The sequence below is a fragment of the Aeromonas sp. HMWF017 genome (assembly GCF_003061465.1).
Lineage (GTDB): Bacteria > Pseudomonadota > Gammaproteobacteria > Enterobacterales > Aeromonadaceae > Aeromonas > Aeromonas veronii.
This window is the reverse complement of record NZ_QAJD01000065.1, coordinates 1-12,194: the sequence shown is the minus strand read 5'-3', so window position 1 is coordinate 12,194 and position 12,194 is coordinate 1. Positions and strand designations below refer to the sequence as shown.

At 61.2% G+C, this 12,194-nt stretch carries 12 protein-coding genes and 2 tRNA genes; 9 read left to right on the top strand and 5 right to left on the bottom strand.

The features are described 5' to 3' along the window. The 3 genes from DBR30_RS06345 to DBR30_RS06335 form a co-directional block, all read left to right on the top strand. A partial coding sequence (locus tag DBR30_RS06345) for an ATP-binding protein (RefSeq protein ID WP_258224307.1) occupies positions 1-1,679 on the top strand: 1,679 nt, incomplete at its 5' end. 55 nt (positions 1,680-1,734) lie between these two features. Then, the gene (locus DBR30_RS06340) at positions 1,735-2,232 is read left to right on the top strand and encodes a response regulator (RefSeq protein ID WP_013724182.1); all 498 of its coding nucleotides are present in this window, start codon (positions 1,735-1,737) and stop codon (positions 2,230-2,232) included. A 67-nt stretch (positions 2,233-2,299) separates the two neighbouring features. Beyond that, positions 2,300-4,273, top strand: coding sequence for a DNA topoisomerase III (locus tag DBR30_RS06335; protein WP_108542315.1), 1,974 nt, complete (start codon positions 2,300-2,302; stop codon positions 4,271-4,273). Positions 4,274-4,313: 40 nt separating this feature from the next. Here the strand turns inward: DBR30_RS06335 and DBR30_RS06330 are convergent, their stop codons facing one another. After that, on the bottom strand, positions 4,314-4,754 hold the full coding sequence (locus tag DBR30_RS06330) for a DUF417 family protein (RefSeq protein WP_005341854.1): 441 nt from the start codon (positions 4,752-4,754) through the stop codon (positions 4,314-4,316). Positions 4,755-4,768: 14 nt separating this feature from the next. After that, on the bottom strand, positions 4,769-5,302 hold the full coding sequence (locus tag DBR30_RS06325) for a carboxymuconolactone decarboxylase family protein (RefSeq protein WP_108542316.1): 534 nt from the start codon (positions 5,300-5,302) through the stop codon (positions 4,769-4,771). Positions 5,303-5,403: 101 nt separating this feature from the next. Here DBR30_RS06325 and DBR30_RS06320 point away from each other — a divergent pair, with 101 nt between their 5' ends. Continuing rightward, entirely contained in the window at positions 5,404-6,234 is an 831-nt protein-coding gene (locus DBR30_RS06320; protein ID WP_108588249.1) for an AraC family transcriptional regulator, read from the top strand. Between the two features lie 41 nt (positions 6,235-6,275). Here the strand turns inward: DBR30_RS06320 and DBR30_RS06315 are convergent, their stop codons facing one another. Then, complete coding sequence (locus DBR30_RS06315; protein WP_108542396.1) at positions 6,276-7,631, bottom strand: TrkH family potassium uptake protein; 1,356 nt, start codon at positions 7,629-7,631, stop codon at positions 6,276-6,278. Next, the gene (locus DBR30_RS06310) at positions 7,628-8,281 is read right to left on the bottom strand and encodes a potassium channel family protein (RefSeq protein WP_108542397.1); all 654 of its coding nucleotides are present in this window, start codon (positions 8,279-8,281) and stop codon (positions 7,628-7,630) included. Before DBR30_RS06310 ends, DBR30_RS06315 begins: the two co-directional genes overlap by 4 nt. Before the next feature lie 127 nt (positions 8,282-8,408). Between DBR30_RS06310 and murB the strand changes: the two genes are divergently transcribed. Then, a complete protein-coding gene (murB, locus tag DBR30_RS06305) occupies positions 8,409-9,446 on the top strand; it encodes a UDP-N-acetylmuramate dehydrogenase (RefSeq protein ID WP_108542398.1) in 1,038 nt (345 codons plus the stop codon). After that, positions 9,443-10,408: a bifunctional biotin--[acetyl-CoA-carboxylase] ligase/biotin operon repressor BirA gene (birA, locus tag DBR30_RS06300; protein WP_021231448.1), complete on the top strand. Its 966-nt coding sequence runs from the start codon at positions 9,443-9,445 to the stop codon at positions 10,406-10,408. Before murB ends, birA begins: the two co-directional genes overlap by 4 nt. A gap of 80 nt (positions 10,409-10,488) precedes the next feature. On the opposite strand, the gene coaA is transcribed toward birA, so the two are convergent. After that, entirely contained in the window at positions 10,489-11,427 is a 939-nt protein-coding gene (gene coaA, locus DBR30_RS06295) for a type I pantothenate kinase (RefSeq protein ID WP_005339877.1), read from the bottom strand. Positions 11,428-11,690: 263 nt separating this feature from the next. On the opposite strand from coaA, the gene DBR30_RS06290 reads away from it, so the two are divergent. From DBR30_RS06290 to DBR30_RS06280, 3 genes are all read left to right on the top strand, one after another. Beyond that, a tRNA-Tyr gene (locus DBR30_RS06290) sits at positions 11,691-11,775 on the top strand. Positions 11,776-11,813: 38 nt separating this feature from the next. Next, positions 11,814-11,888: transfer RNA gene (locus DBR30_RS06285), tRNA-Gly, on the top strand. Positions 11,889-12,056: 168 nt separating this feature from the next. Further along, positions 12,057-12,194 (top strand): GTP-binding protein (locus DBR30_RS06280; protein ID WP_256702863.1); only part of this gene is annotated, 138 nt, incomplete at its 3' end.

The window sequence follows — 12,194 nt, the reverse complement described above, 5'->3', positions numbered from 1 at the left end:
TCATAGAGGCGGTCAACCTCGGTCGTCTCGACTACTACCTGCAACGCCCCTGGCGCGATGGCAGCCTGCGTCGGGCGGTGATCGAGCAGGCCAGCCACTTTGTATTGCAGCGTCCCGAGGCGGATCTGCTGAGCTATGCCGCCGTGCTCGACAACCAGAAGCTGCTGCGAGCCCACGTCGATCGTCAGTTGGCAGCCTATCGGCAGGGCTTTATGGATTACACCCACTGCAGCGATGAAGAACTCTCCCGGGTGGTGATCGACGGTCTCTACCAGTTTTTCGAGGGCAATGACGAGGAGCGGGTCTGCCGCCACTACAGCCCGGGCCATGTGCTGACCCGCGAGGGGGAGCCTAACAGCTTCCTCTGGTTTATCGCCAAGGGGGAGGTGGTGCTGCGCAAGCGGGACGAGCAGGGGATCGATCAGGAGGTGGTGCACTACCGCACCGGCTCGCTGGTGGGGGGCATGTCCTTTGTGACCGGCGAACCCGCCTTCACCACCGGCGTGACCCTGACCGGTGCCGAGGTTATCAAGCTCGACAAGCTGCAATTCTCCCGGGTGATGCAGGCGCGTAGCGAACTGCTCCCCTCCTTTACCAACCTGCTGCTGCGCCACTTCAACCGCCGTCTGCAAAACAGCATCCGCACCGAGATGCGGCTGCAACAGACCCTCAACTCCCTCGATGCCGCTCACGCCCAGCTGGTGGAGAGCGAAAAGATGGCGATGCTGGGTCAGCTGGTGGCCGGTGTCGCCCACGAGCTCAACAACCCGGTGGCGGCTATTATCCGTGGCAGCGAGACCCTGCGGGCCGCCATCCCCGATCTGGTCAATCTCGAGCTGCCAGCACCCATCAAGGGGCTGGGTAACCAGACCCTCTGTCAGGCGCTCTCTTCCCAGCCGGTCTCGACCAGCGAGATCCGTGACAAGACCCGGCAGGCTGAGGGGCGCTTTGGTGATCGCCAGCAGGCGCGGCTGGCGGTACAGATGAATCTGGATGACGAGCTGAACTGGCAACGCTGGTTTGCCAGCCGCACTGCCGACGAGCGGGAGGCGCTGCTCGCCCGGCTGGAGCTGTTCCAGCAGACCGGCAGCTTCCTGCGCAATATCGAAGTGTGTGCCCGTCGCATCGGCGATCTGGTCAAGAGCCTCAAGCAGTATGCCCGGCAGGATCGGGCCGAGCCCTCGCTGGTGGACCTGCACGAGGGGCTGGAAGATACCCTGATGATTTTCGAAAACCGCCTCAAGCATCATGAGCTCTGCAAGGAGTACCAGCCGCTGCCGCTGGTGCGCTGTCACCCCATCGCCCTGCAGCAGGTGTGGACCAACCTGATCGCCAACAGTCTGGATGCCATGAGCGGCCCGGGGCGACTCACCATTCGCACCGGGTTGCTGGATCCCGAGTGGGTCATGGTTGAGATCGAGGATAGCGGTTGCGGCATCGAGCCCGAGCTGTGGCAGCGGATCTTCGATCTCAACTTCACCACCAAGCGGGAGGGACATTTCGGCCTCGGGATTGGTCTGAGCGTTTCGCTGCAGATAGTTCAGCAGCACCACGGCCGGATCGAGGTGGCCTCCGAACCGGGCCGTTACACCCGGATGCGGGTCTGTCTGCCGCTGGACGGCATGGGGCAAGCCGGTTACGGGGGCGAACCTCAAAACAACAAGGAGCATGCGGCCTGAGCCGTCGCCAGCATCAATCGCGCGGCGTGCCAAACCATGTCGCCAAGGAGGAGCAATGAACAAACACTATCTGATCCTGTGTGTGGACGATGAGCGGGAGGTGCTGGATGCGGTGATCCACGATCTCGCCCCGTTCCGTTCCCACTTCGAACTGGAAGCCGCCGAGAGCGTCGATGAGGCGCGAGCGGTGGTGGAGGAGTGGGAGAGCGATGGCAACAAGCTGGCGCTGATCCTCTGTGACCACATTATGCCGGGAACCCTGGGGGTCGATTTTCTGGTGGAGCTGAACCGGCGTGCCACTACCCGCGCCAGTCGCAAATTGCTGCTGACCGGACAAGCGGGGCTGGAGGCCACCGTCGAAGCGGTCAATCGCGGCGGGTTGCACTACTACCTTGCCAAGCCGTGGAAGCTGGAGACCTTGCAAGAAGCGGTGCGCGAACAGCTGACCGACTACCTGCTGGCGGAAGATGGCGAAAATGCCTTCCACTATGCGCCGCTGCTCAATCAGGCGCGGCTGTTTGCCGCCATCCACGATCACCCGTTCGACGAATAGGGGCAGTTGGGCTTTCGCGGTGGCAGTTGTATACTGTCTGCATATACAGTATTGCAGGTAGCCACCGATGCGACTCTTTATCGCCGAGAAGCCCACGCTGGGCCGTGCCATTGCCGATGCCCTGCCCAAGCCCCACAAGAAGGGCGACGGTTTTATCGAAACCGCCCAGGGGGATGTGGTCACCTGGTGCATCGGCCATCTGCTGGAGCAGGCCGAGCCCGATGCCTATGACGCCGCCTTCAAGCAGTGGCGGATGGAGCATCTCCCCATCATCCCGGCCCAGTGGCAGCTGGTGGCCAAGCCCAAGACCAAAACCCAGCTCACTGTCATCAAGCGGCTGATCAAGCAGGCCGACTGCGTGGTCAACGCCGGTGACCCGGACCGGGAAGGGCAACTGCTGGTGGACGAGGTGATCGACTTTCTCGGCTACCCGAAAACCAAGCCGGTGCAGCGTTGCCTCATCAGCGATCTCAACCCACCCGCGGTGCGCCGCGCCCTCGACAAGCTCAGAGACAACAAGGAGTTCGTACCGCTGGCGGTCTCGGCGCTGGCCCGCAGTCGGGCCGACTGGCTCTACGGCATCAACATGACCCGCGCCTACACCCTGCTCGGGCGCAAGGCAGGTTGCAGCGAACTGCTCTCGGTCGGTCGGGTGCAGACCCCGCTGCTGGGGCTGGTGGTGCGGCGGGATCTCGAGATCGAGGCCTTTGTACCCAAACCCTTCTACGAGGTGCTGGCCCATCTGCTGACCGATGGCAACGAGCGCTTCACCGCCAAGTGGCTGCCATCGGAAGCCTGTCTGCCATGGCAGGACGAGGAGGGGCGGGTGCTCAACCGGGCGCTGGCCGACAAGGTGGTGAGCCGGATCAACGGCCAACCCGCACAGGTCGAATCGGTGGAGGAGCAGGCCCGCAAGCAGGCGGCGCCGCTGCCCTATAATCTCTCCAGCCTGCAGATCGATGCCGCCAAGCGCTTCGGTATGGATGCCAAGCGAGTGCTCGATATCTGCCAGAGCCTCTACGAGCGTCACAAGCTCATCACCTATCCGCGCTCCGATAGCCGCTATCTGCCGACCGACCACTTCAAGCGGGCCGAGCAGGTGCGCGGTGCCATCGCTGCCACAGCGCCTGCGCTGGCCAAGGCGGTGAGCGAGGCAGACGGCAAGATCCGCAGCAAGGCGTGGAACGACAGCAAGGTGGATGCCCACCACGCCATCATCCCCACTGAGAAGCAGGGCAACCCCGCCACGCTGGGGGCCGACGAAGCTAAGCTCTATGGCCTGATTGCCCGACAGTATCTGCTGCAGTTCTATCCCCCGTTCGAATACAACGACAGCAAGGTGCTGCTGCGCATCGCCGGTGGCCTGTTTCAGGCCAAGGCGCGGCGCATTATCAAGGCGGGCTGGAAGGCGCTGCTCGGGGTGGAGGAGGATGACGACGAAGAGAAGGCGGGCACGCTGCCTGCCCTGAAAGAGGGAGAGCAACTGCTGTGCGAGCGGGGTGAACTGCAGGAGAAGATGACCCAGCCGCCCAAGTCGTTCACCGATGCCACCCTGCTGGCGGCCATGACCGGCATCGCCCGCTATGTGCAGGATCCCGAGATCCGCAAGACCCTGCGCGACACCGATGGTCTCGGCACAGAAGCGACCCGGGCAGGCATTATCGACCTGCTGTTCAAGCGCCGCTTTCTGGTGCGTCAGGGCAAGAGCATCAAGGCGACCCCGACCGGGCGGGCGCTGGTGCAGGCGCTGCCTGCTACTGCCACCACGCCGGATATGACGGCGCTGTGGGAGCAGAGCCTCGGCCAGATCGCCGAGCGCCACGGCAGCTACCAGCAGTTTATGGGGCCGCTCACCGAGCAGCTCAACGGCCTGATCGAGGGGGCGCGGCAGGACTCCGGCGCCAGCTTCAGCGCCCTGCCCAAGGAGGCTCCGGGTGCCGGTAAGCGGCGTTTTACCAAACGCAAGAGTCCGGCGGCCAGCACGACTGGCGGGCCCCGACCGCGCAAGACGGCCAGCAAGCGCCAGACCAGGGTGGCATAACGAAAAAAGGCGCCCATCCTGGGCGCCAAAGGCATTGTTGTCAGGCTGCCTGAGTGGACAAGCTGGCACGGATCCTGTGCTGGTAGTGCAGCACCACACCGAGAAACACCAGATCCTTGAACAGGAAGAACTCGGTGACTGGTACGCCATCAACCACTTTCCAGACACCTGTCAGAGTCAGCAGGAAGCTCAGCGTCGCCAGGAAGGTGACGATAGCCCCCATGCTGCACCAGTAACCGATGCGAGGTTGCCACAGACCCACGACCAGTCCGATGGCGATCACTATCTCGACCACCCCGATCAGGTTCGATACGCTCTGTTCCGACAGGGGGCCATAGAGCCAGCTCATCAAGGGGTGGCTGGCTACCAGTGGTTTGATGGCGGCTGCCTCTGTCGGGGTAAACTTGAAGACGCCGATCCAGAGCAGGGTCAATACCACGCCCGCCAGGGCGACCAGAAAGCCTTTGTCATGTTGCTGCATGGGGGGCTCCTTGTTTAAGGGGTCAGAGTGACGGGCGGGAAGTCGATCTCGGTCGCCGCCAGGTGGTTGCCATAGTTGGTCAGGGTATTGACCACCACCTGGCCGAGCACCTCCAGCAGTAGCTCGTTATCTACGCCTGCGGCACGGGCGCTAGCAAGCTGCTCGTCACTGATCACCCCGCGCTGGTTGACCAGCGCCGTTGCCAGTTGCAGCAGGGCGTGATCAAGGGGAGCCGAGGCTTGGCCGAGTCGGGCAGCCCGGATCTCCTGGGCCGAGAATCCGGCCTTGCCCGCGAGCAGTGTGTGAGCAGAGAGGCAGTATTGGCAGGCGTTGGCTTGACCTATGGCCAGAGCCAGCAACTCCCGTTGTGGGGCAGTGAGGCGCCCCTTGCCAAGCGCCTCGGCAAAGGCCAGGAAGCCATTGAGCAGGGCTGGCGAGTGGGCCAGGGTGGCGTAGAGGTTGGGCACCATGCCCAGATTGCGGTGCAGGGTGGTCAGGGTCTGGGCAGCTGCGGGTTGCGGTTGGGATACGGGTTGGATACGGCTCATGATCTTCTCCTGTGGTAGTGAAGGTACGGGAGACAGTGTGCCGTCATTCGTGATACGGTTTATCACTCATCGTCTGCAAATAAATACTATTCGTCTCAAATATGGATCCGCTCTCTGCCCTGTTGGTTCATGCCTCCCCCGAAGCCAAGATCTTCTTCGCCGGCAACCTGTGCCAGAACTCCTCCAGTGATGATTATCCGAGTGGCGGACATCTTCATCTGCTGCGCAGTGGCGCCGTCATGCTGCGTGAAGAGGGGGTCGCCAGCTTGCTGCTCGAGGAGCCGACCCTGATCCTGTTCCCTCGGGGACGTCCTCACAAGCTTGAACCCAGAACGTTGGGGGGTTGCGATCTGGTGTGTGCCAATGTCGCATTCGGCAAGGGGGGCGCATCGCCGTTGCAACTGGCATTACCGGGCTCGCTGGTGCTGTCGCTAAGGGAGTTGCCTGCCCTGACGCCGGTGCTGAGTCAGCTGTTTGACGAGGCGTTTCACCCCCGCTACGGGCAGGATCCGCTGATCTCCCGCTTGCTGGAGGTACTGTTGATCCTGCTGCTGCGTCATCTGGTCGAGCAAGGGGTGTGTCAGCAGGGGATGCTGGCAGGTATTTCCGATCCCCAGTTGGCCAAGGCGATCTCGGTGATGCATCAGCGTGGGGATGAACCCTGGACGGTGGCCACGCTGGCGCGGGAGGCCGGCATGTCGCGAGCCCGCTTTGCCGCGAGGTTTCAGGAGCGGGTTGGTCAAGCGCCGCTTGGTTATCTGACCCACTGGCGCATGGCGCGCGCCTGCCAGCAACTGCTGGCGGGGGAGCCCATGGTACAGGTGTCGCTGGGGGCGGGGTACAGCAGCAGTGTCGCCTTTGGTCGGGCATTCGAGCGGGAGCTGGGGGTGAGCCCGGGGCGCTGGCTCAAGGCGCAGCAACAAGCCGAATAAAAAAACGGGGCAGCCAATGGCTGCCCCGTGTTCATGGCTGGTCAGCCGGTATAGACGTTCTCTTCCGGATAACGGATGCGGGTCTCGACCGGGCGGGCCAGCATAAAGGCCAGGGTCAGGGGGCCGAGACGGCCGCAGATCATCACCAGCACCAGGATCAGCTTGCCCGGCTCGCTCAGGGAGGCGGTGATGCCGGTAGAGAGGCCGACGGTGGCAAATGCCGAGATGGTCTCGAACATGATTTTGTCGAACGGCAGATCCTCGGTCACCATCAGCAGGAACATCGCCAGCATCAGCACCATGGTGCTGACGATGATGATGGCCAGCGATCGGGTCACGATCTGGGGCGACAGGGTGCGGCCAAAGGCGGTGACATCAGGGCGCTTGGTGAGAAACGCCTTGGTCGCCAGCAGCACCACCGCGAAGGTGGTCACCTTGATACCACCACCGGTCGAGGTGGCACCGGCACCGATAAACATCAACATCATCAGGAACAGCAGTGCCGCCGGGGTCATCAGCCCGATATCGATGGTATTGAAACCGGCGGTACGGGCGCTGGCAGACTGGAAGAAGGCAGCCAGCAGCTGGCCACCGACACCGGCCTTGCCGAGGGTGCCGGGGTTGTTGTGTTCCAGCAGCCAGAACATCAGGGTTCCGGCCAGCAGCAGCGCCGGGGTCATCAGCAGCATCAGCTTGCTGTGCAGCTTCAGCTTGCGCCAGCGGCGGTTGCGCACCAGATCGACGATGACGGTAAAGCCGATTCCCCCCAGGATCAGCAAACCGGCGATGGTCAGGCTGATAATGGGGTCGTCTCTATAGTCCATCAGGTTGTTGGCAAAGAGCGAAAAACCGGCGTTGTTGAAGGCCGATACCGCATGGAAGAAGCTGACATAAAGGCCGTGCACCCACCCCATCTCGGGTACCCAGCGGATCGCCATGATGCCGGTGCCGATCAGCTGGGCAATAAAGGCAAACAGCACGATGCGTTTGACCAGCTGGATGATGTTGACCGAGCCCTCTTGTCCCAGCGCCTCCTTGGCCAGCACCTGCTGGCGCAGACCGACCCGCTTGCTGAAGATGGCGATCAGCAGCAGGGTCATGGTCATCTGGCCCAGACCGCCAATCTCCATGAGCATCAGCAGGAAAATCTGCCCCTGCAGGGTAAAGGCGGTGCCGGTATCCACCACGCCAAGACCTGTCACGCTGATGGCCGAGGTGGCGGTAAACAGGGCGTTGATGAAGGTGACCTCGCCATTGTGGCTGGAGGGTTGCACCAGAAAGATGGTGCCAATCAGCAGAATGATCAGAAAGCTGCCGAGGATCAGCCGGGCTTCGCTCCAGCGAGAGTCCTGCTCCCGATGGAGGGCGAAGGCGTAGCTGCTGCGCCAGTTGATCATAGGGTTTCGAGCCAGTGGTCGATGGCGTGCTTGTTGCCCGCCAGGATCAGGATGTCGCCCAGTTGCAGCTCCATCTTGCCGGTCAGCACGTTGTGTAACACATCACCACGCTTGATGGCGAGCAGCTGGAAATCGCTCTGTTGCAGCAGGTGGAAGTCGCCGAGTGCCTTGCCGTTCAATTGCAGGCCGATGACGAATTCGGTCAGCACCATGTCGTGGCCCAGTTCCAGATAGTCGAACAGCCGGTTGTCCAGCATGCTCTGGGCGACCCGGCGGCCCATGTCCCACTCCGGGTTGATCACCTTGTCGGCGCCCACTTTCTGCAGGATCTTGGCGTGGAATTTGTCGCGCGCCTTGACCCACACCTTCTTCACTCCCGCCTCTTTCAAGACAAGAGTGGTGAGAATGCTGGTCTCCAGGTTGTCACCGATGGCAACGAAGACGATATCGAAATTGGCCAGTCCCAGCTCGGCAACGGTGGCCTCGTCGGTGGCATCTGCCACGATAACGTGATTGCAGAGGGCGGCGATTTGCCGGGTTTTGCTCTCGTCGATATCGATGGCCAGCACCTCGGCATCTTGCTGTTGCAGCTCTTCGCACAGCGCACTGCCAAACAGGCCCAGACCGATGACGGCAAACTGGTTGTTCATGAGTTTTTCCTCAACAGTTGGAGTCGCCTACTGTAAACCACTGTTATTCGAACGAAAAGGGTTCGGGTTTTTCGTCATGGGGTAACTTGAGGTAGACTGCGCCCTTGCACCAAGCCGGGATAGACCGATGAAACTGAATGCCAACGCCTCCTTGTTGAAGCTCAACACCCTTGCCCTCGATGCGTATTGCCTCTGGCTGGCCGAGGTGGAGCAGGTTGCCGATCTGGCGACCCTGCGTGCCGATCCGCAACTCAACCAGTTGCCTCGCCTCAATCTGGGTGGCGGCAGCAACATGCTCTTCACCACGGATTTTCTCGGTCTGGTGGTGCTCAACCGGCTCAAAGGGATTGCCGCTGAAGATGGTGGCGATCACTGGTTGCTCCATGTGGCGGCGGGTGAGGATTGGCATCAGCTGGTGCGCCATACCTTGCAACAGGGCTGGTTCGGGTTGGAGAATCTGGCGCTCATTCCCGGCACGGTCGGTGCGGCGCCGGTGCAGAACATCGGCGCGTATGGTGTAGAGCTGGCCGATTTCTGTTCCTATGTCGAGGCGTTCAACTGGCAGAGTGGCGAGATTGAACGGATCGCGGCGGCTGAGTGCCGCTTCGGTTATCGCGACAGCATCTTCAAACACGAGTATCAGGATTCCCACCTGATCACCGCCGTCGGGCTCAAACTGCCCAAGGCGTGGCAACCGGTGCTGGGCTATGGCCCGCTGGCAGCGCTCGGTGATGCGCCTTCGGCGCAGGCCATCTTCGATACCGTCTGTGCCACCCGCATGGCCAAACTGCCGGATCCCGCCGTACTCGGCAATGCGGGCAGCTTCTTCAAAAATCCGGTGGTGCCTGCCGCGCTGGCGGAGTCGCTCAAGGCGCGCTACCCGCAGATGCCCTGCTATCCGGCCGGAGAAGGGCAGGCCAAGCTGGCGGCGGGCTGGCTCATCGATCAGTGCGGTCTGAAAGGTTTCGCCATTGGCCGCGCCGCCGTTCATCAGGAGCAGGCGCTGGTGCTGGTCAATCTGGGGGGCGCCAGTGCCATGGAGCTGATCGCGCTGGCGGCTCATGTCCGCGACAGTGTGGAGCAGACGTTTGGCGTGGTGCTGGAGCACGAGGTGCGCTTTATGGGCGCGCACGGTGAAACCTGGCTCGACGAGGTGCTCTCATGACGTTGACACCCATCAGACAGACCCTGATCACCCTGCTCAGTGACGGCCAGTTTCACTCCGGCGAACAGCTGGGTGAGCAGCTCGGTATCAGCCGGGCGGCGGTAAGCAAACACATGGCGGCGCTCAAGGAGCTGGGGTTGGATCTCTTTAGCCTGACCGGCAAGGGTTACCGGCTGGCGGTGCCGATGGCGCTCTATGATCAAGCCACCTTGCAGGCGCTGGCCCCGATGGCACCGGTACACTGTTTTCCGGTCATCGGCTCGACCAACCAACACCTGCTGGATCGGGTCAATGAGCTGCGCTCCGGCGAGAGCTGTCTGGCCGAGTGTCAGACAGCCGGGCGCGGGCGTCGTGGCAAACCCTGGATTTCGCCGTTTGGTTGCCAGCTGATCCTCAGCATGTACTGGCGACTCGAACAAGGCATGGCGGCGGCCATGGGGCTCAGTCTGGCGGTGGGAGTGGCGGTGGTTGAAGCGCTGGAGTCCCTTGGCTATCAGGGCGTCGAGCTCAAGTGGCCGAATGACCTCTACTATCAGGGCCGCAAGTTGGCGGGCATTCTGGTAGAGATGAGCGGTAGTGCCGGTGCCAGTTGTCATCTGGTGATCGGCATCGGTCTCAATCTGGCGATGCCTGCCCGTGAAGGGGAGAAGATCGATCAGGCCTGGGCCGAGCTGCGCCACATCAATCCGGAACTGGTGGATCGCAATCAGCTGGCAGCCCGGATGATCGTCCATCTGCAGCGGGCGCTGCACACCTTTGAGCAGCAGGGGCTGGCAAGCTTTGTCGATGAGTGGAACCGGCTCGATCACTTTGCAGGTCGCCCGGTGCGCCTGCTGATGGGTGATCAGGAGATCCGCGGCATCGCTCGTGGCATCGACGATCGCGGCGCCCTGCGACTGGAGACAGGCGAAGGGATCAAATTCTATCTGGGGGGCGAGCTCTCCCTGCGCCGGGGTGACTGAGGGTCAGCAAGGCCACTCATGATGCCAAACAGAAGAGGGGGCCCGCGGGCCCCCTCTTCGTTATCCGGCAACTGCCGTCATCATTTGCGCAACTTGATTTGCTCGATGGCGTGCTCATGACCCTTGGTCATGATCAGGTTGGCACGCTCACGAGTTGGCAGGATATTTTCCTGCAAATTCAGATAATTGATATCTTGCCAGATGTTGCTGGCGATCTGGGTCGCCTCACTCTCCGCCAGCTTTGCGTAGTTATGGAAGTAGGAGTCGGGATCCGAGAAGGCACCGCTGCGGAATTTCAGGAAGCGTTCGATATACCAGGTGCGCAGCAGTTCGGCATCGGCATCCACATAGATGGAGAAGTCGACGAAGTCCGACACGAAGACCCGATGGGGCTCCTGAGGGTAGTCCATGCCGCTTTGCAGCACATTGAGCCCTTCCAGGATCAGGATGTCCGGCTGCTCCACCACCTTCTTCTCATCGGGAATGATGTCGTAGATAAGGTGGGAGTAAACCGGCGCTTCGACCTTCTCGTGACCTGCGCGGATATTGGCGACAAACTCCACCAGATGACGGATATCGTAGGATTCCGGGAACCCCTTTCGGCGCATCAGCCCGCGCTCTTCCAGTACCTTGTTGGGATAGAGAAAGCCGTCGGTGGTGACCAGCTCCACCCGCGGGTGTTCCGGCCAGCGCTCCAGCAGGGCCTGCAGAATACGGGCCGTGGTGCTTTTGCCCCCCGCCACGCTGCCGGCAATGCTGATGATATAAGTGCCCTTGCCGCGGGACTGGCCGAGGAACTGCTCCAGCACCCGGCTGCGACGCTGTTTGGCTTTGACATAGAGATTGAGCAGGCGGGAGAGAGGCAGGTAGATCTCTTCCACTTCCCGCAATGACACCTTCTCGTTGATCCCGCGCAGGGTCTGCAGATCGTGTTCGGTCAGGGTCAGGGGGACCGAATCGCGCAATAACGCCCATTGTTCGCGGGTGAATTGCAGATAGGGGTTATGCTCTGTCGTCATGGTGTCATCACTGTTTCTTGGGCACGGCGACCATACACCAAGGGTGGGGGAGCGACAAGGGACGCAGCAGGATTGGCTTGTTTGCCCCCGCTTTTTTGCAAACTTCCCAGCAATAAAGCATATTTTGCCGGGTTCAATGGTTGCATCCCCCAAAACCTTACAATAAAATGCGCGACGCTTGACTGTCTGTCGTCTATTTGCCGTGCAAAAGCGATAAACACAACGGGTGCAAGCAGAATTACCGTTGTGACAATCTGGCGTCTGGAGGGGTTCCCGAGCGGCCAAAGGGATCAGACTGTAAATCTGACGGCTCTGCCTTCGAAGGTTCGAATCCTTCTCCCTCCACCATATTTCTCTGCGGTTTGAGTTCTTTGGGTTAGAGAAATGCGGGCATCGTATAATGGCTATTACCTCAGCCTTCCAAGCTGATGATGCGGGTTCGATTCCCGCTGCCCGCTCCAAGATGCTGATATGGCTCAGGCGTTAGCAGAGCCGCACCCTAGGGTGAGTTCGGCAAGCGAACCAGCCATCAGTACCTCTCTCTTTCCCACCAGATTCAAATCCATCATATAAACTGTTCTGTGGTTAGCTTGCCACCGCGTACTCAGCGTTAGTTTAGAGGGACGATCATGTCTAAAGAAAAATTTGAGCGTAATAAACCGCACGTTAACGTGGGTACCATCGGCCACGTTGACCACGGTAAAACCACCCTGACTGCAGCTATCACCAACGTGCTGGCCAAGCACTTCGGTGGTAAAGCTTTCGCC